Raw genomic sequence first — 22,983 nt, forward strand, 5'->3', positions numbered from 1 at the left:
AATGCTGACATGAGTAACGACAATGCGAGTGAAAAACTCGCACGCCGAAAGACCAAGGTTTCCTGCGCAACGTTAATCGACGCAGGGTTAGTCGGTCCCTAAGGCGAGGCTGAAAAGCGTAGTCGATGGAAAACAGGTTAATATTCCTGTACTTCCAGTTATTGCGATGGAGGGACGGAGAAGGCTAGGCCAGCTTGGCGTTGGTTGTCCAAGTTTAAGGTGGTAGGCTGAGATCTTAGGCAAATCCGGGATCTCAAGGCCGAGAGCTGATGACGAGTGCTCATTAGAGCGCGAAGTGGTTGATGCCATGCTTCCAAGAAAAGCTCCTAAGCTTCAGATAACTGGGAACCGTACCCCAAACCGACACAGGTGGTTAGGTAGAGAATACCAAGGCGCTTGAGAGAACTCGGGTGAAGGAACTAGGCAAAATGGCACCGTAACTTCGGGAGAAGGTGCGCCGGTGAGGGTGAAGCACTTGCTGCGTAAGCCCACGCCGGTCGAAGATACCAGGCCGCTGCGACTGTTTATTAAAAACACAGCACTCTGCAAACACGAAAGTGGACGTATAGGGTGTGACGCCTGCCCGGTGCCGGAAGGTTAATTGATGGGGTTAGCGCAAGCGAAGCTCTTGATCGAAGCCCCGGTAAACGGCGGCCGTAACTATAACGGTCCTAAGGTAGCGAAATTCCTTGTCGGGTAAGTTCCGACCTGCACGAATGGCGTAACGATGGCGGCGCTGTCTCCACCCGAGACTCAGTGAAATTGAAATCGCTGTGAAGATGCAGTGTATCCGCGGCTAGACGGAAAGACCCCGTGAACCTTTACTATAGCTTTGCACTGGACTTTGAGCTTGCTTGTGTAGGATAGGTGGGAGGCTTTGAAGTGGGGACGCCAGTTCTCATGGAGCCATCCTTGAAATACCACCCTGGCAACCTTGAGGTTCTAACTCAGGTCCGTTATCCGGATCGAGGACAGTGTATGGTGGGTAGTTTGACTGGGGCGGTCTCCTCCCAAAGAGTAACGGAGGAGTACGAAGGTGCGCTCAGACCGGTCGGAAATCGGTCGTAGAGTATAAAGGCAAAAGCGCGCTTGACTGCGAGACACACACGTCGAGCAGGTACGAAAGTAGGTCTTAGTGATCCGGTGGTTCTGTATGGAAGGGCCATCGCTCAACGGATAAAAGGTACTCCGGGGATAACAGGCTGATACCGCCCAAGAGTTCATATCGACGGCGGTGTTTGGCACCTCGATGTCGGCTCATCACATCCTGGGGCTGAAGCCGGTCCCAAGGGTATGGCTGTTCGCCATTTAAAGTGGTACGCGAGCTGGGTTTAGAACGTCGTGAGACAGTTCGGTCCCTATCTGCCGTGGACGTTTGAGATTTGAGAGGGGCTGCTCCTAGTACGAGAGGACCGGAGTGGACGAACCTCTGGTGTTCCGGTTGTCACGCCAGTGGCATTGCCGGGTAGCTATGTTCGGAAGAGATAACCGCTGAAAGCATCTAAGCGGGAAACTTGCCTCAAGATGAGATCTCACTGGAGCCTTGAGCTCCCTGAAGGGCCGTCGAAGACTACGACGTTGATAGGTTGGGTGTGTAAGCGCTGTGAGGCGTTGAGCTAACCAATACTAATTGCCCGTGAGGCTTGACCATATAACACCCAAGCAATTTGCGCTGAGGCCAAATTGTGGTGGTGAAGACGAAACGAACCGAAAGTTCGCGACGAACCACAAATATCGCATATCCGAATTGGCTGGCATGTCTGCAAGGACGTACTGGCAACCGAATTTCTTGACGACCATAGAGCATTGGAACCACCTGATCCCATCCCGAACTCAGTAGTGAAACGATGCATCGCCGATGGTAGTGTGGGGTTTCCCCATGTGAGAGTAGGTCATCGTCAAGATTCATTTCGCAAAACCCCTATCTGCGCGAGCAGGTAGGGGTTTTGTCTTTTGTGCTTTTGGCAAGTCGATGCGCTCCCTTGTAGGAGCGCGTCGCCTGCAATGCCAACGGTAGCCCTTTTCCTATGCAAGCCCTCGGGGCGTGGCTATCATGCCAGCCTTATTTCGAGTCGAGATTGGCATGCTGAAGTTGTTGAACCTCCTCAAGGATGGCCGGTTCCATTCCGGAGAAGCCCTGGGGGCCGCCCTTGGGGTGAGTCGCAGCGCCGTTTGGAAGCAGCTGCAGCACCTGGAGAGCGAACTGAACCTGACCATTCACAAGGTCCGTGGCCGCGGCTATCAGCTGGCGGCGCCGTTGAACCTGCTCGAAGCGCAGGCGATCGCCAAGTTCTCCCAGGGCGAGCCATGGCCGGTGTTCATTCACGAAACCATCGACTCCACCAATGCCGAAGGGCTAAGGCTGGTCGCGCAAGGGCAGGCTGCGCCGTTTCTGGTGCTGGCCGAGCGCCAGAGTGCAGGTCGCGGTCGGCGCGGGCGCCCGTGGGTCAGTCCTTTTGCCGAAAACCTCTATTACAGCCTGGTCTTGCGCATCGATGGTGGCATGCGTCAGCTCGAGGGTTTGAGCCTGGTGGTCGGCCTGGCGGTAATGCGTACACTGCAGGCGTTCGGGCTAAAGGATGTGGGGCTCAAGTGGCCCAACGATGTCCTTGCCGGCGGGCGCAAGATCACCGGGATCCTCCTGGAGCTGGTCGGGGATCCTGCGGACGTCTGCCATGTAGTGCTGGGTATTGGTATCAATGTAAACATGCAGGGCAACGAACAGATCGATCAGCAATGGGCCTCTATGCGCGGCGAAGCTGGGCAATTGGTGGATCGCAACCATCTGGTGGCGGTGCTCAGCCAGCAGTTGCAACACGAGCTTGGTCGCCATCGCCGCTATGGTTTCGCTGCGTTCCAGGAAGAATGGGAACAGGCGCATCTTTGGCAGGGGCGTAAAGTTTCACTTGTCGCGGGCACCTCGCGTATCGAAGGCGTCGCGCTGGGGGTGGATGGCCAGGGCGGCTTGCGTCTGGAGGTCGATGGTGTGGAGAAGAGCTTCAGCGGCGGCGAGCTGAGCCTGAGGTTGCGTGATGATTCTTGAGCTCGATTGTGGAAACAGCTTTATCAAGTGGCGCGTCATCCATTCAGCCGACGCCACCATCAACGGTGGTGGCATCGTGGACTCCGACCAGGCATTGGTCGCAGCTGTCGCGGGGCTCTCGAGCCTGCGTCTGACTGCTTGCCGCATGGTCAGTGTACGCAGTGAAGAGGAAACTTCATCGCTGTGTGCGCTGATCCAGGCCTCGTTCGGTGTCGAGGCAAACGTGGCCCAGCCTGTGAGGGAAATGGCTGGCGTGCGCAATGGCTATGACGATTATCAGCGCCTGGGCATGGACCGCTGGCTGGGGGCGCTGGGCGCCTATCACCTGGCCAAGCGTGCTTGCCTGGTCATCGATTTCGGCACTGCGGCCAAGGCCGATTTCGTCGCGGCCAATGGTGAGCACCTTGGTGGCTACATCTGCCCGGGCATGCCGCTGATGCGTAGCCAGTTGCGTACCCATACCCGGCGTATTCGCTATGACGATGCGTCGGCCGAGCGCGCCCTGAACAGCCTGGCGCCGGGGCGCTCGACCGTCGAGGCGGTCGAGCGTGGTTGTGTGCTGATGCTCCAGGGCTTCGCCCGTACCCAGGTCGAGCAGGCCAGGGCGATGTGGGGTGAGGACTTCACTGTCTTTCTGACTGGTGGAGATGCGCCCTTGGTGCAGGAGGCGGCGCCGAAGGCTCGGATCGTGCCGGACCTGGTATTCGTCGGTTTGGCCATGGCCTGTCCATTGAACTGAGGTGACTGACTATGCGCTGGTTGTTTCTGCTGTTGGTTGTGCTCAACGTCTTTTATTACGTGTGGCATCAGCAGGAAGCTCCCCTGAGGGTCAAGGAAGTCGCCCCGTTGGCTTTGTACAAAGGTTCCCAGCAGGAAATCCGCCTGTTGCGTGAAACCGGAGTTGCGGCGCCCGCCCGACGCCGTGACGAATGTCTGGTTGTTGGGGGGATGACTGCGCCCGAGCAACTCGAGGCCTTGCGTCAGCGGCTGGTCAGTCTGGATATCGCTGCCCTGCCAGTGGTTGGTCAGCTCCCGGGTGCCGAGGGGCTATGGCTCAAGGTTGCCCCGGAAAGCGAGCGTTTGCTGGACCCAGCTGTGCTCTCGACTCTTTCCAAGGATTTCAAAGACTTAAAACACAAAATTATTTTGTGCGAGGGTATTGCAACTGCTGAATAGCTTGATAGAATGGCGCCCGCTTCACAGGGAACATCACTTAGGTGGTAGATCTGGAGGCAGTGTCAAAGCAGCTAAGTTTCAGATTTGATTGAAAAAATTTGAAAAAACGCTTGACACTGGGGCGGCAGACAAATAGAATGCCGGCCACATCTGGAGGGATTCCCGAGCGGCCAAAGGGGACGGACTGTAAATCCGTTGCGAGAGCTTCGAAGGTTCGAATCCTTCTCCCTCCACCAGTTTTAGCGAGAGCTGCAAGCTCCGCGGGTATAGTTTAGTGGTAGAACCTCAGCCTTCCAAGCTGATGATGCGGGTTCGATTCCCGCTACCCGCTCCAAGTTTGCTGTTGTTGCACAAAGTGTTTCGCTCTTGTAGCTCAGTTGGTAGAGCACACCCTTGGTAAGGGTGAGGTCAGCGGTTCAAGTCCGCTCAAGAGCTCCATATAAACAAGGCAGATATGAAAATATCTGCCTTTGTTTTATCAGCGGTATGACTATTTCTTCTGCGGAGGACTGTATCGATGGCTAAGGAAAAGTTTGATCGTTCGCTACCTCACGTTAACGTCGGCACTATCGGCCACGTTGACCACGGTAAGACCACTCTGACTGCAGCGCTGACCCGCGTCTGCTCCGAAGTTTTCGGTTCGGCCGTCGTTGAGTTCGACAAGATCGACTCGGCTCCGGAAGAAAAAGCTCGCGGTATCACCATCAACACCGCGCACGTCGAGTACAACTCGAACATTCGTCACTACGCTCACGTTGACTGCCCAGGTCACGCTGACTACGTGAAGAACATGATCACCGGTGCTGCCCAGATGGACGGCGCGATCCTGGTTTGCTCGGCCGCCGATGGTCCGATGCCACAAACCCGTGAGCACATCCTGCTGTCCCGTCAGGTTGGCGTTCCGTACATCGTGGTCTTCCTGAACAAGGCTGACCTGGTAGACGACGCTGAGCTGCTGGAACTGGTCGAGATGGAAGTTCGCGACCTGCTGTCCACCTACGACTTCCCAGGCGACGACACCCCGATCATCATCGGTTCGGCTCGTATGGCGCTGGAAGGCAAAGACGACAACGAAATGGGCACTACCGCTGTCAAGAAGCTGGTAGAAACTCTGGATGCCTACATCCCTGAGCCAGTTCGTGCCATCGATCAGCCGTTCCTGATGCCAATCGAAGACGTATTCTCGATCTCGGGTCGTGGTACCGTTGTTACCGGTCGTATCGAGCGTGGTATCGTCCGCGTTCAGGACGCCCTGGAAATCGTTGGTCTGCGTGACACCACCACCACCACCTGCACCGGTGTTGAGATGTTCCGCAAGCTGCTGGACGAAGGTCGTGCTGGCGAGAACTGCGGCGTTCTGCTGCGTGGTACCAAGCGTGACGACGTTGAGCGTGGCCAGGTTCTGGTCAAGCCAGGTTCGGTCAAGCCGCACACCAAGTTCACCGCAGAAGTCTACGTCCTGTCGAAGGAAGAAGGCGGTCGTCACACTCCGTTCTTCAAAGGCTACCGTCCTCAGTTCTACTTCCGTACCACTGACGTGACCGGTAACTGCGAACTGCCGGAAGGCGTTGAAATGGTAATGCCAGGTGACAACATCCAGATGACTGTCACCCTGATCAAGACCATCGCAATGGAAGACGGTCTGCGTTTCGCCATCCGTGAAGGCGGTCGTACCGTCGGCGCCGGTGTCGTAGCAAAAATTATCGAATAAGTAGTTGATTTACTTGATCAGGCCGGTATAATGGCCGGCCTGATACAGCGTTACAGGTCAGTAGCTCAATTGGCAGAGCGACGGTCTCCAAAACCGTAGGTTGGGGGTTCGATTCCCTCCTGACCTGCCATTCACCTCGGTGTGATTGGCTTTCTTCTTACAGGATCCTCCCCGATGACTCCCAAAACTGAAGCCCAAGAATCGCGTTTCGACTTGTTCAAGTGGCTGGCTGTAGTGGCTTTGGTGGTTGTCGCCGTTGTGGGTAATCAGTATTACTCCGCGTCGCCGATCCTGTACCGCGTTCTTGCACTTCTCGCCCTGGCTGCGGTTGCAGGCTTCGTTGCCTTGCAGACTGTGAAGGGTAAGTCGTTCTTCACGCTGGCGAAGGAAGCGCGGACCGAGATCCGTAAAGTCGTGTGGCCGACCCGCCAAGAAACCACTCAGACCACGCTGATTGTCGTGGCTGTTGTTCTGGTTATGGCACTGCTGCTGTGGGGGCTCGACTCCCTGCTCGGCTGGGCGGTCTCCTTGATTGTTGGCTAAGGGTGTCCCGTGGCTAAGCGTTGGTACGTAGTGCATGCTTACTCGGGTTACGAGAAGCATGTGATGCGCTCCCTGATCGAGCGCGTCAAGCTGGCTGGCATGGAAGACGAATTCGGCGAGATCCTGGTCCCGACCGAAGAAGTCGTTGAAATGCGCAACGGCCAGAAGCGCAAGAGCGAGCGCAAATTCTTCCCTGGCTATGTATTGGTCCAGATGGAAATGAACGAAGGGACTTGGCACCTTGTCAAGGACACCCCTCGGGTCATGGGTTTCATTGGTGGTACCGCAGACAAGCCTGCGCCGATCACTGATAAAGAGGCCGAGGCAATCCTCCGTCGCGTTGCCGATGGTAGTGACAAGCCGAAGCCGAAGACGTTGTTCGAGCCGGGTGAAGTGGTTCGAGTCGTTGATGGTCCGTTTGCTGACTTCAATGGCACCGTCGAAGAGGTTAACTACGAAAAGAGCCGCCTGCAGGTTGCAGTGCTCATTTTCGGTCGCTCTACTCCGGTGGAGCTCGAGTTCGGCCAGGTCGAGAAGGTCTAGCAGGACGAAGCATCCCATACCCCGCAGCCCTATGTGCTGCGGGGTTTTGTCGTCACTGGGATAAAACGCAAGTCATCCGGGGAGCCATCTGGCGTTTGTACCCGATTTTGGAGTAGCTCATGGCTAAGAAGATTCAGGCTTACATCAAGCTGCAAGTAAAGGCCGGCCAGGCCAACCCAAGCCCACCCGTTGGTCCAGCACTGGGTCAACACGGTGTTAACATCATGGAATTCTGCAAGGCCTTCAACGCCCGTACTCAGGGTCAAGAGCCAGGTCTGCCGACTCCAGTGATCATCACTGTCTACAGTGACCGTAGCTTCACCTTCGAAACCAAGAGCACCCCTGCCTCGGTTCTGCTGAAGAAAGCTGCTGGCCTGACCAGTGGTTCGGCTCGCCCGAACACCGTTAAAGTCGGTACCGTTACCCGCGCTCAGCTGGAAGACATCGCGAAAGCCAAACAGGCTGACCTGACTGCCGCTGACCTGGACGCTGCTGTACGCACCATCGCTGGCTCTGCCCGCAGCATGGGCCTGAACGTGGAGGGTGTGTAATGGCTAAGCTGACCAAGCGCCAAAAGGCAATCGCCGAAAAAATCGAAGCAGGCAAGGCCTACAACTTCGAAGAAGCGGCAACTCTGCTGGCCTCGCTGCCTGCTGCCAAGTTCGTCGAGTCCTACGACATCGCCGTCAACCTCGGTGTTGACCCGCGTAAATCCGACCAGGTCGTACGTAGCGCTACCGTGCTGCCGCACGGCACTGGCAAGACCGTACGTGTTGCCGTCTTCACCCAGGGCCCGGCTGCTGAAGCCGCTCTGGCTGCCGGCGCTGACCGCGTAGGTATGGACGATCTGGCTGCCGAAATGAAAGGCGGCGACCTGAACTATGACGTCGTCATCGCATCGCCTGATGCCATGCGTGTTGTAGGTCAGCTGGGTCAGGTTCTGGGTCCTCGCGGCCTGATGCCTAACCCGAAAGTCGGTACCGTTACCCCAGACGTAGCCACTGCCGTGAAAAACGCCAAGGCTGGTCAGGTTCGCTACCGTACCGACAAGAACGGTATCATCCACACCTCCGTTGGCAAGATCGGCTTTGAAGCTGGCAAGCTGAAGGAAAACGTTGAAGCCCTGATCGCTGATCTGAAGCGTATCAAGCCGGCTTCCTCGAAAGGTATCTACGTCAAGCGCGTTACCCTGAGCACCACCATGGGCCCAGGTCTGATCATCGATCAGAGCTCGCTGGACGTGTAAGACCATGCCGGCGGGTGTAAGCTCGCCGGCAGCAAAAATTGGGGTCCCTGCCTGGCGGGGGCTATCCAAGACCGTAGGCGGCGCAAGCCTTAAACAACCAGCCTACGCAGATGGTGCTCCCGGTTCCTTACCGAATCAGACACCAAAACGACATCCGGCTTCGGCCAGATGAAACGGTAACAAGCAGGAGTTTTACCCGTGGCAATTAAACTCGAAGACAAGAAGGCCATCGTCGCTGAAGTCAACGAGGCTGCCAAAGTCGCTCTGTCCGCTGTCGTGGCTGATGCCCGTGGTGTGACTGTAGGCGCAATGACCGGACTCCGTAAAGAGGCTCGTGAAGCTGGCGTATACGTACGTGTCGTACGTAACACCCTGCTCAAGCGCGCTGTTGCCGACACTGAATTCAGTGTCCTCAACGACGCCTTCACTGGCCCGACCCTGATCGCTTTCTCCAACGAACACCCGGGCGCCGCTGCTCGTCTGTTCAAAGAGTTCGCCAAGGGTCAGGACAAGTTCGAGATCAAGGCAGCTGCGTTTGACGGCAAGTTCATTGCAGCGAACCAGATCGACGTGTTGGCTACCCTGCCGACCCGCGACGAAGCCATCGCGAAGCTGATGAGCGTGATTCAAGGCGCTACCAGCAAGCTGGCCCGTACCCTGGCAGCCATTCGCGACCAGAAAGAAGCCACCGCTGCCTAAGGCACCGGAAACTCTTTCAAATCATACGTTTAATTTGATAGCTGCGTAGGCTGTCACCCCAATACAGGATTTAAGTCATGTCTCTGACTAACGAGCAAATCATCGAAGCAATCGGCCAGAAAACCGTTCTGGAAGTTGTTGAGCTGATCAAAGCAATGGAAGAAACCTTCGGCGTTACCGCTGCTGTTGCCGCTGCCGGCCCAGCTGCTGCCGCTGCCGTTGTTGAAGAGCAAACCGAGTTCAACGTTGTTCTGGTTGAAGCCGGCGACAAGAAAGTAAACGTGATCAAGGCCGTTCGCGAGCTGACTGGTCTGGGCCTGAAAGAAGCCAAAGAGAAAGTCGATGGCGCTCCTCAGGTTGTAGCTGAAGGCGTTTCGAAAGAAGCCGCTGAAGACGCTAAGAAGAAGCTGGAAGAAGCAGGCGCTAAAGTCGAGCTGAAGTAATTTCGACTTTGCGATGCCAGCCCGAGCGTCAAGCGAAGGGCTGATGGCTGGTGGCTTATGCCACCGGCCTTTTTCCGTTATTGGTGGCCGATCAGGTCGGCCCCGATAACGAGCTGCAAGACACCCAAGAGGGTGGCGCAAACCAAAGGGTTTGCACGATTTTCTGGCTGCTCCCGCCGGGAGATGCCAAACAAGCAGGTGACCAAGCTGGGGAATGCTGATGGCTTACTCATACACTGAGAAAAAACGTATCCGCAAGGACTTTAGCAAGTTGCCGGACGTCATGGATGTGCCGTACCTCCTGGCCATCCAGCTGGATTCGTATCGCGAATTCCTGCAGGCGGGAGCATCCAAGGATCAGTTCCGCGACGTCGGTCTGCATGCGGCCTTCAAATCGGTATTCCCGATCATCAGCTACTCCGGCAATGCTGCCCTGGAGTACGTCGGCTATCGCCTGGGCGAGCCGGCTTTCGATGTGAAGGAATGTGTCCTGCGCGGTGTGACCTTCGCGGTCCCGCTGCGGGTGAAGGTGCGCCTGATCATCTTCGACAAGGAATCGTCGAATAAAGCGATCAAGGACATCAAAGAGCAAGAAGTCTACATGGGTGAAATTCCCCTGATGACTGAAAACGGTACCTTCGTTATCAACGGTACCGAGCGTGTGATCGTCTCCCAGCTGCACCGTTCGCCTGGTGTGTTCTTCGACCACGACCGTGGCAAGACGCACAGCTCCGGTAAGCTGCTGTACTCCGCGCGCATCATCCCTTACCGCGGTTCGTGGCTGGACTTCGAGTTCGACCCGAAAGACTGCGTGTTCGTACGTATCGACCGTCGCCGCAAACTGCCGGCCTCGGTACTGCTGCGTGCCCTGGGTTACAGCACCGAAGAGGTTCTGAACACCTTCTACACCACCAACGTGTTCCACCTTTCCGGCGAGAAGCTCAGCCTGGAACTGGTGCCTCAGCGTCTGCGTGGTGAAGTTGCGGTCATGGATATCCATGACGACAGCGGCAAGGTCATCGTCGAGCAAGGCCGCCGTATTACCGCGCGCCACATCAACCAGCTGGAAAAGGCTGGCGTGAAAGAGCTCGACGTTCCGCTGGAGTACGTACTGGGTCGCACCACCGCCAAGGCGATCGTGCATCCGGCTACCGGCGAGATCATTGCCGAGTGCAACACCGAGCTGACCACCGACCTGCTGGTGAAGATCGCCAAGGCCCAGGTCGTTCGCGTCGAGACGCTGTACACCAACGACATCGACTGCGGTCCGTTCATTTCCGATACGCTGAAGATCGACACCACCAGCAACCAACTGGAAGCGCTGGTCGAGATCTACCGCATGATGCGTCCAGGCGAGCCGCCAACCAAGGACGCCGCCGAGACCCTGTTCAACAACCTGTTCTTCAGCGCCGAGCGTTACGATCTGTCCGCTGTTGGCCGCATGAAGTTCAACCGTCGTATCGGTCGCACCGAGATCGAAGGTTCGGGCGTGCTGAGCAAGGAAGACATCGTCGAGGTCCTCAAGACCCTGGTCGATATCCGTAACGGCAAAGGCATCGTCGACGACATCGACCACCTGGGTAACCGTCGCGTCCGTTGCGTCGGCGAGATGGCCGAGAACCAGTTCCGCGTTGGCCTGGTGCGTGTTGAACGCGCGGTCAAAGAGCGTCTGTCCATGGCTGAAAGCGAAGGCCTGATGCCGCAGGACCTGATCAACGCCAAGCCGGTTGCGGCGGCGGTGAAAGAGTTCTTCGGCTCCAGCCAGCTTTCGCAGTTCATGGACCAGAACAACCCGCTTTCCGAGATCACCCACAAGCGCCGCGTCTCCGCACTCGGCCCGGGCGGTCTGACCCGTGAGCGTGCTGGCTTCGAAGTCCGTGACGTACACCCGACCCACTACGGCCGCGTGTGCCCGATCGAGACTCCTGAAGGTCCGAACATCGGTCTGATCAACTCCCTGGCGGCCTATGCCCGCACCAACCAGTACGGCTTCCTGGAAAGCCCGTACCGTGTGGTGAAGGAAGGCGTGGTCAGCGACGACATCGTGTTCCTGTCCGCCATCGAAGAGGCCGATCACGTGATCGCCCAGGCTTCGGCCGCGATGAACGACAAGAAGCAGCTGATCGATGAGCTGGTAGCTGTTCGTCACCTGAACGAATTCACCGTCAAGGCGCCGGAAGACGTCACCCTGATGGACGTTTCGCCGAAGCAGGTAGTTTCGGTTGCCGCGTCGCTGATTCCGTTCCTCGAGCACGACGACGCCAACCGTGCGTTGATGGGTTCCAACATGCAGCGTCAGGCTGTACCGACCCTGCGCGCCGACAAGCCGCTGGTAGGTACCGGCATGGAGCGCAACGTTGCCCGTGACTCCGGTGTCTGCGTGGTTGCTCGCCGCGGTGGTGTGATCGACTCGGTCGACGCCAGCCGTATCGTCGTGCGCGTTGCCGACGACGAAGTCGAGACTGGTGAAGCAGGTGTGGATATCTACAACCTGACCAAATACACCCGCTCCAACCAGAACACCTGCATCAACCAGCGTCCGCTGGTCAGCAAGGGTGACAAGGTTGCGCGTGGCGACATCATGGCCGACGGCCCGTCCACCGACATGGGTGAACTGGCACTGGGTCAGAACATGCGCATCGCGTTCATGGCGTGGAACGGCTTCAACTTCGAAGACTCCATCTGCCTGTCCGAGCGTGTGGTTCAGGAAGACCGCTTCACCACGATCCACATCCAGGAACTGACCTGTGTGGCCCGTGACACCAAGCTTGGCCCAGAGGAAATCACCGCGGACATCCCGAACGTCGGTGAAGCTGCGCTGAACAAGCTGGACGAAGCCGGTATCGTCTACGTGGGTGCCGAAGTCGGCGCTGGCGACATTCTGGTCGGCAAGGTCACTCCGAAAGGCGAGACCCAGCTGACTCCGGAAGAAAAACTGCTGCGTGCGATCTTCGGTGAGAAGGCCAGCGACGTCAAAGACACCTCCCTGCGTGTGCCGACCGGCACCAAGGGTACCGTCATCGACGTACAGGTCTTCACCCGTGATGGCGTCGAGCGCGACAGCCGCGCCCTGGCCATCGAGAAGATGCAGCTGGACGAGATCCGCAAGGACCTCAACGAAGAGTTCCGCATCGTCGAAGGCGCGACCTTCGAGCGTCTGCGTTCGGCTCTGAACGGCCAGGTGGTTGACGGTGGCGCGGGCCTGAAGAAAGGCACCGTGATCAGCGACGACGTGCTGAACGGTCTGGAGCACGGCCAGTGGTTCAAACTGCGCATGGCCGAAGATGCACTGAACGAGCAGCTGGAAAAGGCTCAGCAGTACATCGTCGATCGCCGTCGCCTGCTGGATGACAAGTTCGAAGACAAGAAGCGCAAGCTGCAGCAGGGCGATGACCTGGCTCCGGGCGTACTGAAGATCGTCAAGGTCTACCTGGCAATCCGCCGTCGCATCCAGCCGGGTGACAAGATGGCCGGTCGTCACGGTAACAAGGGTGTCGTCTCGGTAATCATGCCGGTCGAAGACATGCCGCACGACGCCAACGGTACTCCGGTCGACGTCGTACTGAACCCGCTGGGCGTACCTTCGCGTATGAACGTCGGTCAGATCCTTGAAACCCACCTGGGCCTCGCGGCCAAGGGCCTGGGCGAGAAGATCGACCGCATGATCGAAGAGCAGCGCAAAGCCGCTGAACTGCGCACCTTCCTCACCGAGATCTACAACGAGATCGGTGGTCGTCAGGAGAACCTGGAAGAGTTCACCGACGAAGAGATCATCGCCCTGGCGAACAACCTGAAGAAGGGCGTGCCGATGGCCACTCCAGTCTTCGACGGTGCCAAGGAGCGTGAGATCAAGGCCATGCTGAAACTGGCAGATCTGCCAGAGAGCGGCCAGATGGTGCTGTTCGATGGCCGTACCGGCAACAAGTTCGAGCGTCCGGTGACCGTTGGTTACATGTACATGCTCAAGCTGAACCACTTGGTGGACGACAAGATGCACGCGCGTTCCACTGGTTCCTACAGCCTGGTTACCCAGCAGCCGCTGGGTGGTAAGGCGCAGTTCGGTGGTCAGCGTTTCGGGGAGATGGAAGTGTGGGCGCTGGAAGCATACGGCGCGGCATACACCCTGCAAGAAATGCTCACAGTGAAGTCGGACGACGTGAACGGCCGTACCAAGATGTACAAGAACATCGTGGATGGCGATCACCGTATGGAGCCGGGCATGCCCGAGTCCTTCAACGTGTTGATCAAAGAGATCCGTTCCCTCGGTATCGATATCGATCTGGAAACCGAATAACACGTGACGCGAGGGGAGTGGGCAGGTAATGCCCACTCCCTGCTCCGCCAGGAGGAAAGGCCTTGAAAGACCTACTGAATTTGCTGAAAAACCAGGGTCAAGTCGAAGAGTTCGACGCCATCCGCATCGGTCTGGCGTCGCCTGAAATGATCCGTTCGTGGTCGTTCGGTGAAGTCAAGAAGCCGGAAACCATCAACTACCGTACGTTCAAGCCTGAGCGTGACGGCCTGTTCTGCGCCAAGATCTTTGGCCCAGTCAAGGACTACGAGTGCCTGTGCGGCAAGTACAAGCGCCTCAAGCACCGCGGCGTGATCTGCGAGAAGTGCGGCGTTGAAGTTGCCCTGGCCAAGGTTCGTCGTGAGCGCATGGCGCACATCGAACTGGCCTCGCCGGTTGCCCACATCTGGTTCCTGAAGTCGCTGCCGTCCCGCATCGGCCTGCTGATGGACATGACCCTGCGTGACATCGAGCGCGTGCTCTACTTCGAGAGCTACGTGGTGATCGATCCGGGCATGACCACCCTCGAGAAGGGCCAGCTGCTGAACGACGAGCAGTACTTCGAAGCGCTGGAAGAGTTCGGTGACGACTTCGACGCCCGCATGGGTGCCGAGGCTGTCCGCGAGCTGCTGCACGCTATCGACCTGGAGCACGAGATCGGCCGCCTGCGCGAAGAAATTCCGCAGACCAACTCGGAAACCAAGATCAAGAAGCTGTCCAAGCGCCTGAAGCTGATGGAAGCTTTCCAGGGCTCGGGCAACCTGCCTGAGTGGATGGTCCTGACCGTCCTGCCAGTACTGCCGCCGGACCTGCGTCCGCTGGTACCGCTGGATGGCGGCCGCTTCGCGACCTCCGACCTGAACGACCTGTATCGTCGGGTGATCAACCGTAACAACCGTCTGAAGCGCCTGCTCGATCTGTCGGCGCCGGACATCATCGTGCGCAACGAAAAGCGCATGCTGCAGGAGGCGGTCGACGCCCTGCTCGACAACGGCCGTCGCGGTCGCGCCATCACTGGCTCGAACAAGCGTCCGCTGAAGTCCCTGGCCGACATGATCAAAGGTAAGCAGGGTCGCTTCCGTCAGAACTTGCTCGGTAAGCGCGTGGACTACTCCGGTCGTTCGGTAATTACCGTAGGCCCGACCCTGCGTCTGCACCAGTGCGGTCTGCCGAAGAAGATGGCCCTCGAGCTGTTCAAGCCGTTCATTTTCGGCAAGCTGGAAATGCGTGGTCTGGCGACCACCATCAAGGCTGCCAAGAAGATGGTCGAGCGCGAGCTGCCGGAGGTGTGGGACGTGCTCGCCGAGGTGATCCGCGAACACCCCGTACTGCTCAACCGTGCGCCTACCCTGCACCGTCTGGGTATCCAGGCTTTCGAGCCCGTGCTGATCGAAGGTAAGGCTATCCAGCTCCACCCGCTGGTCTGCGCCGCGTACAACGCCGACTTCGACGGTGACCAGATGGCCGTTCACGTGCCGCTGACCCTGGAAGCCCAGCTCGAAGCGCGTGCGCTGATGATGTCGACCAACAACATCCTGTCGCCAGCCAACGGTGAGCCAATCATCGTTCCGTCGCAGGACGTGGTACTGGGTCTGTACTACATGACCCGTGAAGCCATCAACGCCAAGGGCGAAGGTCGCGTATTCGCCGACCTGCAGGAAGTCGACCGCGTATTCCGCGCCGGCGAAGCCGCCCTGCACGCGAAAATCAAGGTTCGTATCAACGAAACCGTGAAAGACCGTGATGGCAGCATCACCAAGAACACCCGTATCGTCGACACCACCGTCGGCCGTGCGCTGCTGTTCCAGGTAGTACCGGCCGGCCTGCCGTTCGACGTCGTCAACCAGTCGATGAAGAAGAAGGCGATCTCCAAGCTGATCAACCAGTGCTACCGCGTGGTGGGTCTGAAAGAGACCGTGATCTTCGCTGACCAGCTGATGTACACCGGTTTTGCCTACTCGACCATTTCCGGCGTTTCGATCGGCGTTAACGACTTCGTTATCCCGGACGAGAAAGCCCGCATCATCGGTACCGCTACCGACGAAGTGAAGGAAATCGAGAGCCAGTACGCCTCCGGCCTGGTCACCCAGGGCGAGAAGTACAACAAGGTCATCGACTTGTGGTCCAAGGCGAACGACGAAGTGTCCAAGGCGATGATGGCCAACCTCTCGAAAGAGAAGGTAGTCGATCGCGAGGGCAAGGAAGTCGAGCAAGAGTCCTTCAACTCGATGTACATGATGGCCGACTCCGGTGCGCGTGGTTCCGCCGCTCAGATCCGTCAGCTGGCCGGTATGCGTGGCCTGATGGCCAAGCCGGACGGCTCGATCATCGAGACGCCGATCACCGCGAACTTCCGTGAAGGTCTGAGCGTACTGCAGTACTTCATCTCGACTCACGGTGCTCGTAAAGGTCTGGCGGATACCGCGTTGAAGACCGCGAACTCCGGTTACCTGACTCGTCGTCTGGTGGACGTTGCCCAGGATCTGGTCGTGACCGAGATCGACTGCGGCACCGACCAGGGTCTGCTGATGACCCCGCACATCGAAGGCGGCGACGTTGTCGAGCCGCTGGGTGAGCGCGTACTGGGTCGTGTCATCGCCCGTGACGTATTCAAGCCAGGCACCGAGGACGTCATCGTTCCGGCCGGTACCCTGGTAGACGAGCAGTGGGTCGAGTTCATCGAGCTGAACAGCATCGACGAAGTCGTCGTGCGTTCGCCGATCAACTGCGAAACCCGCTACGGCATCTGCGCCAAGTGCTACGGTCGTGACCTGGCGCGCGGCCACCAGGTGAACATCGGTGAAGCTGTCGGCGTTATCGCTGCGCAGTCGATCGGTGAGCCGGGTACCCAGCTGACCATGCGTACGTTCCACATCGGTGGTGCTGCAAGCCGTACTTCGGCTGCCGACAGCGTCCAGGTGAAGAACGGCGGTATGGTGCGCCTGCACAACCTGAAACAGGTTGAGCGTGCCGACGGTAACCTGGTTGCCGTATCGCGTTCCGGCGAGCTGGCGATTGCCGACGAGTTCGGTCGTGAGCGTGAGCGTTACAAGCTGCCTTACGGTGCCGTGATTTCGGTCAAGGAAGGTGACAAGGTCGAAGCTGGCGCCATCGTCGCCAAGTGGGACCCGCACACCCACCCGATCGTTACCGAGCTGAAAGGTACCGTGACCTTCGTGGGCATGGAAGAAAACATCACCATCAAGCGTCAGACCGATGAACTGACCGGCTTGACCAACATTGAAGTCCTGGACGTCAAGGATCGCCCTGCCGCAGGCAAGGAAATCCGTCCGGCGATCAAGATGGTCGACGCCAACGGCAAGGACCTGTACCTGCCAGGTACCGACGTACCTGCCCAGTACTTCCTGCCGGCCAACGCCCTCGTCGGCGTGGCTGACGGTGCCCAGATCGGCGTCGGTGACGTTATCGCGCGTATCCCGCAAGAAACGTCGAAGACCCGTGACATCACCGGTGGTCTGCCACGCGTTGCCGACTTGTTCGAAGCGCGCCGTCCGAAAGAAGCCTCGATCCTGGCTGAAGTCAGCGGCACCATCGCGTTCGGTAAAGAGACCAAGGGCAAGCGTCGCCTGGTCATCACTCCGACCGACGGTAGCGATCCGTATGAAGAGCTGATTCCGAAGTGGCGCCACCTGAACGTCTTCGAAGGCGAACAGGTCAACCGCGGCGAAGTTATCTCCGACGGCCCGAGCGATCCGCACGACATCCTGCGTCTGCTGGGTGTGAGCGCGCTGGCGAAGTACATCGTCAACGAGATCCAGGACGTTTACCGTCTGCAAGGCGTGAAGATCAACGACAAGCACATCGAGACCATCCTGCGTCAGATGCTGCGCAAGGTCGAGATCTCCGAGTCGGGCGATTCCAGCTTCATCAAGGGCGACCAGATGGAACTGACTCAGGTCCTGGTAGAGAACGAGCGTCTCGCCGGCGAAGACAAGTTCATCTCCAAGTTCACCCGTGTGTTGCTGGGTATCACCAAGGCCTCGCTGTCCACCGAATCGTTCATCTCGGCGGCTTCCTTCCAGGAAACCACCCGTGTACTGACCGAGGCGGCGGTAACCGGCAAGCGTGACTACCTGCGCGGCCTGAAAGAGAACGTGGTCGTGGGTCGTCTGATCCCGGCCGGTACTGGTCTGGCCTATCACAGCGAGCGTAAGCGTCGCCGTGATGCCGACAAACCGCTGCGTGTGAGCGCCAGTGAGGTGGAAGCCGCACTGACCGAAGCGCTGAATTCCAGCGGTAACTAAGTACAGGGCAGGGCCCCGGCAAGCCTCGGGCGGGCATCGGTGACATGATTTGTTGCCGATGACCGGGCGAGGAGGGCCGGGGCCTCGTCTTGACTGGGTGCAAGATCCTCTTTAGACTTTTGTACCCTTAAATTTGGTGAGGCTCCGTCTCGCCAATTTTTGGCTTTCTTGCAAGACAATAGAGTCGCAAGACAATCAGTGGAGCTAGTAGATGGCAACTATCAACCAGCTGGTACGTCAGCCGCGTAAGCGTTCGGTCGAGAAGTCCGACGTTCCTGCGCTGCAGAACTGCCCGCAACGTCGTGGCGTGTGCACCCGCGTGTACACCACCACGCCGAAAAAACCTAACTCGGCACTGCGTAAAGTATGCCGTGTGCGTCTGACCAACGGTTTCGAGGTTTCCTCGTACATCGGTGGTGAAGGCCACAACCTGCAAGAGCACAGCGTCGTCCTGATCCGTGGCGGCCGTGTAAAAGACTTGCCAGGTGTTCGTTACCACACCGTTCGCGGTTCTCTGGATACTTCGGGCGTCAAAGGCCGTAACCAGGGTCGTTCGAAGTACGGTACCAAGCGTCCGAAGTAATCGGCCGTTTGCACATATCCATTTTTTTGAGTCGATAAGAGTAAGGTCGGGCAGGGGTCGAAGACCCACGTCCCGGGCTAACCTGAAGACCGTTTGAGGGCTTATCATGCCAAGACGTCGTGTAGCAGCAAAACGTGAGATCCTGGACGATCCGAAGTACGGATCCCAGATCCTCGCCAAGTTCATGAACCACGTGATGGAAAGCGGCAAGAAGGCCGTGGCCGAGCGCATCGTTTACGGTGCCCTGGACGCAGTCAAAGCGCGCAAGAACAGCGACCCCCTGGAAATCTTCGAGAAAGCTCTCGACGCCATCGCTCCGCTGGTCGAAGTAAAGTCCCGCCGTGTCGGCGGTGCCACTTACCAGGTCCCGGTTGAAGTTCGTCCGTCCCGTCGTAACGCTCTGGCAATGCGCTGGCTCGTAGACTACGCCCGCAAGCGCGGCGAGAAGTCGATGGCTCTGCGCCTGGCCGGTGAACTGCTGGATGCTGCCGAAGGCAAAGGTGCTGCAGTCAAGAAGCGTGAAGACGTTCACCGTATGGCTGAAGCCAACAAAGCGTTCTCGCACTACCGCTTCTAATTCAAGCATCAATCATTTTGCGAGGGCTTTATGGCTCGTACTACAGCAATTAACCGCTACCGTAACATTGGTATCTGTGCCCACGTTGACGCGGGCAAGACCACCACTACCGAGCGGATCCTGTTCTACACAGGTCTGAGCCACAAGATGGGCGAGGTGCATGACGGCGCCGCGACCACCGACTGGATGGTGCAGGAGCAGGAGCGCGGTATCACCATTACCTCCGCTGCCGTTACCACCTTCTGGAAAGGTTCTGTCGGTCAGTACGACAACTACCGCGTAAACGTCATCGATACCCCCGGCCACGTTGACTTCACCATTGAAGTTGAGCGTTCGCTGCGCGTACTCGACGGCGCGGTCGTTGTGTTCTGCGGTACCTCCGGCGTTGAGCCACAGTCCGAAACCGTATGGCGTCAAGCCAACAAGTACGGCGTTCCACGTGTTGTCTACGTGAACAAGATGGACCGTGCCGGTGCCAACTTCCTGCGCGTCGTGGGTCAGATCAAGAATCGTCTGGGTCACACCCCGGTTCCGGTTCAGCTGGCCATCGGTTCGGAAGATAACTTCCAGGGTCAGGTCGACCTGATCAAGATGAAGGCTATCTACTGGAACGACGACGACAAAGGCACCACCTACCGCGAGGAAGAAATTCCTGCGGACATGCTCGAGCTGGCCGAAGAGTGGCGCGCGAACATGGTGGAAGCTGCTGCCGAAGCCAACGAAGAGCTGATGAACAAGTACCTTGAAGAAGGTGAGCTGACCGTCGAAGAGATCAAGGCAGGCCTGCGTGCGCGCACCCTGGCCAGCGAGATCGTTCCGGCTGTCTGCGGTTCGTCGTTCAAGAACAAGGGCGTTCCCCTGGTTCTCGACGCTGTCATCGACTACCTGCCTGCTCCGACCGAGATCCCTGCAATCCAGGGCATCAACCCGGACGACAAAGAGCTGGACAAAGAAGATCCGGCTGTTCGTAAGGACGAGCGTCACGCAGACGACGACGAGCCGTTCTCGGCTCTGGCGTTCAAGATCGCGACTGACCCGTTCGTGGGTACTCTGACCTTCGTTCGCGTCTACTCGGGCGTTCTGGCCTCCGGTGACTCGGTCATCAACTCGGTCAAGGGCAAGAAAGAGCGCGTTGGTCGTATGGTGCAGATGCACGCGAACCAGCGTGAAGAGATCAAGGAAGTACGCGCTGGCGACATCGCGGCCCTGATCGGCATGAAAGATGTGACCACCGGCGAAACCCTGTGCAACATCGAGAAGCCAATCATCCTTGAGCGTATGGACTTCCCTGAGCCGGTGATTTCGCTCTCCGTCGAGCCGAAAACCAAGGCTGACCAGGAGAAGATGGGTATCGCTCTGGGCAAGCTGGCCCAGGAAGACCCGTCGTTCCGCGTCAAGACCGACGAAGAAACCGGCCAGACCATCATCTCCGGTATGGGTGAGCTGCACCTGGACATCCTCGTTGACCGCATGAAGCGCGAATTCAACGTCGAAGCCAACATCGGTAAGCCTCAGGTTTCGTACCGTGAGAAGATCACCAAATCCGGCGTTGAGATCGAAGGTAAATTCGTTCGTCAGTCGGGTGGTCGTGGTCAGTTCGGTCACTGCTGGATCCGTTTCTCGGAGCCAGATCAGGACGACAAGGGCAACATCACCGAAGGTCTGGTGTTCTCCAACGAAGTCGTTGGCGGTGTGATTCCTAAGGAATTCATCGCTCCGATCCAGAAGGGTATCGAAGAGCAGATGAAAAACGGCGTTGTTGCCGGTTATCCTCTGATCGGCCTGAAGGCCACGGTATTCGACGGTTCGTACCACGACGTCGACTCCAACGAAATGGCGTTCAAAATCGCTGCTTCGATGGCAACCAAGCAACTGGCCCAGAAGGGCGGTGGCGTGGTTCTCGAGCCGATCATGAAGGTCGAAGTTGTAACCCCGGAAGACTACCTGGGTGACGTGATGGGTGACCTGAACCGTCGTCGTGGTCTGGTCCAGGGTATGGATGAGTCGGTCTCTGGCCGCGTCGTCCGCGCTGAGGTTCCGCTGGGAGAGATGTTCGGTTACGCAACCGACGTTCGTTCCATGTCTCAGGGTCGCGCAAGCTACTCCATGGAATTCTCGAAGTACGCTGAAGCTCCGTCGAACATCGTCGAAGCTCTCATTAAAAAACAAGGCTGATTCAGCCCCTTTAGGCTAGGAGTTCACTGTCGTGGCTAAAGAAAAATTTGATCGTTCCCTTCCGCACGTCAACGTTGGCACCATTGGTCACGTTGACCACGGTAAAACCACCCTGACCGCAGCTCTGACCCGCGTCTGCTCCGAAGTTTTCGGTTCGGCCGTCGTTGAGTTCGACAAGATCGACTCGGCTCCGGAAGAAAAAGCTCGCGGTATCACCATCAACACCGCGCACGTCGAGTACAACTCGAACATTCGTCACTACGCTCACGTTGACTGCCCAGGTCACGCTGACTACGTGAAGAACATGATCACCGGTGCCGCCCAGATGGACGGCGCGATCCTGGTTTGCTCGGCCGCCGATGGTCCGATGCCACAAACCCGTGAGCACATCCTGCTGTCCCGTCAGGTTGGCGTTCCGTACATCGTGGTCTTCCTGAACAAGGCTGACCTGGTAGACGACGCTGAGCTGCTGGAACTGGTCGAGATGGAAGTTCGCGACCTGCTGTCCACCTACGACTTCCCAGGCGACGACACCCCGATCATCATCGGTTCGGCTCGTATGGCGCTGGAAGGCAAAGACGACAACGAAATGGGCACTACCGCTGTCAAGAAGCTGGTAGAAACTCTGGATGCCTACATCCCTGAGCCAGTTCGTGCCATCGACCAGCCGTTCCTGATGCCAATCGAAGACGTATTCTCGATCTCGGGTCGTGGTACCGTTGTTACCGGTCGTATCGAGCGTGGTATCGTCCGCGTTCAGGACGCCCTGGAAATCGTTGGTCTGCGTGACACCACCACCACCACCTGCACCGGTGTTGAGATGTTCCGCAAGCTGCTGGACGAAGGTCGTGCTGGCGAGAACTGCGGCGTTCTGCTGCGTGGTACCAAGCGTGACGACGTTGAGCGTGGCCAGGTTCTGGTCAAGCCAGGTTCGGTCAAGCCGCACACCAAGTTCACCGCAGAAGTCTACGTCCTGTCGAAGGAAGAAGGCGGTCGTCACACTCCGTTCTTCAAAGGCTACCGTCCTCAGTTCTACTTCCGTACCACTGACGTGACCGGTAACTGCGAACTGCCGGAAGGCGTTGAAATGGTAATGCCAGGTGACAACATCCAGATGACTGTCACCCTGATCAAGACCATCGCAATGGAAGACGGTCTGCGTTTCGCCATCCGTGAAGGCGGTCGTACCGTCGGCGCCGGCGTCGTAGCCAAAATCATCGAGTAATCACTCGACCGATTGAAAAAGCCCCCGCTCAGCGGGGGCTTTTTTTATTGGGTTGACACTAAATTGGGGCGTCTATAGAATCACGCCTCCTTTTAGCGGGCGTAGTGCGTCCGTTGGGAACAGCCTGGAGTCTGAAATCCAATGCAAAATCAGCAAATCCGTATCAGGTTGAAGGCTTTCGACCATCGCCTGATCGACCAATCCACCCAGGAAATCGTGGAAACCGCGAAACGTACTGGTGCACAAGTGCGTGGTCCAATTCCACTGCCTACCCGCAAAGAGCGTTTCACCGTTCTGGTCTCCCCGCACGTCAACAAAGACGCGCGTGACCAGTACGAGATTCGCACTCATAAGCGTGTTCTGGACATCGTCCAGCCAACGGATAAAACCGTTGACGCGCTGATGAAGCTCGATCTGGCGGCCGGCGTGGAAGTACAGATCAGCCTCGGCTAAGACTTCGGTC

The 22,983-nt window shown here is 57.9% G+C and carries 17 protein-coding genes, 4 tRNA genes and 2 rRNA genes (1 of these 23 running past the window's edge); all 23 read left to right on the forward strand.

The features are described 5' to 3' along the window. Positions 1-1,651: ribosomal RNA gene (locus tag ACZ9C1_RS20880) — 23S ribosomal RNA — on the forward strand; it begins 1,243 nt to the left of the window's first position. 137 nt (positions 1,652-1,788) lie between these two features. Further along, positions 1,789-1,904: ribosomal RNA gene (gene rrf / locus ACZ9C1_RS20885) — 5S ribosomal RNA — on the forward strand. Positions 1,905-2,083: 179 nt separating this feature from the next. After that, on the forward strand, positions 2,084-3,043 hold the full coding sequence (gene birA / locus ACZ9C1_RS20890) for a bifunctional biotin--[acetyl-CoA-carboxylase] ligase/biotin operon repressor BirA (RefSeq protein WP_102684361.1): 960 nt from the start codon (positions 2,084-2,086) through the stop codon (positions 3,041-3,043). Beyond that, the gene (locus tag ACZ9C1_RS20895; RefSeq protein WP_139668113.1) at positions 3,033-3,782 is read left to right on the forward strand and encodes a pantothenate kinase; all 750 of its coding nucleotides are present in this window, start codon (positions 3,033-3,035) and stop codon (positions 3,780-3,782) included. The genes birA and ACZ9C1_RS20895 overlap by 11 nt, the downstream gene beginning before the upstream one ends. Positions 3,783-3,793: 11 nt before the next feature. Then, positions 3,794-4,219, forward strand: coding sequence for a hypothetical protein (locus tag ACZ9C1_RS20900; RefSeq protein ID WP_110703880.1), 426 nt, complete (start codon positions 3,794-3,796; stop codon positions 4,217-4,219). A gap of 152 nt (positions 4,220-4,371) precedes the next feature. Further along, positions 4,372-4,455 (forward strand) — tRNA-Tyr (locus ACZ9C1_RS20905). Between the two features lie 24 nt (positions 4,456-4,479). Beyond that, a tRNA-Gly gene (locus ACZ9C1_RS20910) sits at positions 4,480-4,553 on the forward strand. Between the two features lie 28 nt (positions 4,554-4,581). Beyond that, a tRNA-Thr gene (locus tag ACZ9C1_RS20915) sits at positions 4,582-4,657 on the forward strand. 79 nt (positions 4,658-4,736) lie between these two features. Continuing rightward, positions 4,737-5,930: an elongation factor Tu gene (tuf, locus tag ACZ9C1_RS20920; RefSeq protein WP_038707241.1), complete on the forward strand. Its 1,194-nt coding sequence runs from the start codon at positions 4,737-4,739 to the stop codon at positions 5,928-5,930. A 54-nt stretch (positions 5,931-5,984) separates the two neighbouring features. Continuing rightward, positions 5,985-6,060 (forward strand) — tRNA-Trp (locus tag ACZ9C1_RS20925). A 44-nt stretch (positions 6,061-6,104) separates the two neighbouring features. Then, positions 6,105-6,473 (forward strand): preprotein translocase subunit SecE, encoded by a 369-nt coding sequence (gene secE, locus ACZ9C1_RS20930; RefSeq protein ID WP_476254338.1) that lies wholly within the window; start codon positions 6,105-6,107, stop codon positions 6,471-6,473. A gap of 9 nt (positions 6,474-6,482) precedes the next feature. Further along, the gene (gene nusG / locus ACZ9C1_RS20935; RefSeq protein WP_023628746.1) at positions 6,483-7,016 is read left to right on the forward strand and encodes a transcription termination/antitermination protein NusG; all 534 of its coding nucleotides are present in this window, start codon (positions 6,483-6,485) and stop codon (positions 7,014-7,016) included. Between the two features lie 119 nt (positions 7,017-7,135). Next, positions 7,136-7,567 (forward strand): 50S ribosomal protein L11, encoded by a 432-nt coding sequence (gene rplK / locus ACZ9C1_RS20940; RefSeq protein ID WP_011531881.1) that lies wholly within the window; start codon positions 7,136-7,138, stop codon positions 7,565-7,567. Next, on the forward strand, positions 7,567-8,262 hold the full coding sequence (gene rplA, locus ACZ9C1_RS20945) for a 50S ribosomal protein L1 (RefSeq protein ID WP_023628747.1): 696 nt from the start codon (positions 7,567-7,569) through the stop codon (positions 8,260-8,262). Before rplK ends, rplA begins: the two co-directional genes overlap by 1 nt. A gap of 198 nt (positions 8,263-8,460) precedes the next feature. Continuing rightward, the gene (rplJ, locus tag ACZ9C1_RS20950) at positions 8,461-8,961 is read left to right on the forward strand and encodes a 50S ribosomal protein L10 (RefSeq protein WP_023628748.1); all 501 of its coding nucleotides are present in this window, start codon (positions 8,461-8,463) and stop codon (positions 8,959-8,961) included. A gap of 77 nt (positions 8,962-9,038) precedes the next feature. Beyond that, positions 9,039-9,404, forward strand: a complete 366-nt coding sequence (rplL, locus tag ACZ9C1_RS20955) for a 50S ribosomal protein L7/L12 (RefSeq protein ID WP_003255496.1) — start codon at positions 9,039-9,041, stop codon at positions 9,402-9,404. Positions 9,405-9,624: 220 nt separating this feature from the next. After that, a complete protein-coding gene (gene rpoB, locus ACZ9C1_RS20960) occupies positions 9,625-13,698 on the forward strand; it encodes a DNA-directed RNA polymerase subunit beta (protein ID WP_031314438.1) in 4,074 nt (1,357 codons plus the stop codon). Between the two features lie 62 nt (positions 13,699-13,760). Continuing rightward, entirely contained in the window at positions 13,761-17,960 is a 4,200-nt protein-coding gene (gene rpoC / locus ACZ9C1_RS20965; protein ID WP_046857349.1) for a DNA-directed RNA polymerase subunit beta', read from the forward strand. A 211-nt stretch (positions 17,961-18,171) separates the two neighbouring features. Further along, positions 18,172-18,543, forward strand: a complete 372-nt coding sequence (gene rpsL / locus ACZ9C1_RS20970; RefSeq protein ID WP_003255492.1) for a 30S ribosomal protein S12 — start codon at positions 18,172-18,174, stop codon at positions 18,541-18,543. 106 nt (positions 18,544-18,649) lie between these two features. After that, on the forward strand, positions 18,650-19,120 hold the full coding sequence (gene rpsG, locus ACZ9C1_RS20975; protein WP_023628750.1) for a 30S ribosomal protein S7: 471 nt from the start codon (positions 18,650-18,652) through the stop codon (positions 19,118-19,120). Positions 19,121-19,150: 30 nt separating this feature from the next. Next, entirely contained in the window at positions 19,151-21,295 is a 2,145-nt protein-coding gene (gene fusA, locus ACZ9C1_RS20980; protein ID WP_102684364.1) for an elongation factor G, read from the forward strand. A gap of 31 nt (positions 21,296-21,326) precedes the next feature. Then, entirely contained in the window at positions 21,327-22,520 is a 1,194-nt protein-coding gene (gene tuf / locus ACZ9C1_RS20985) for an elongation factor Tu (protein ID WP_038707241.1), read from the forward strand. Between the two features lie 141 nt (positions 22,521-22,661). Next, positions 22,662-22,973 (forward strand): 30S ribosomal protein S10, encoded by a 312-nt coding sequence (rpsJ, locus tag ACZ9C1_RS20990; protein ID WP_003186070.1) that lies wholly within the window; start codon positions 22,662-22,664, stop codon positions 22,971-22,973. Positions 22,974-22,983: the final 10 nt, after the last annotated feature.

The organism is Pseudomonas sp. TE21435 (genome assembly GCF_056279265.1).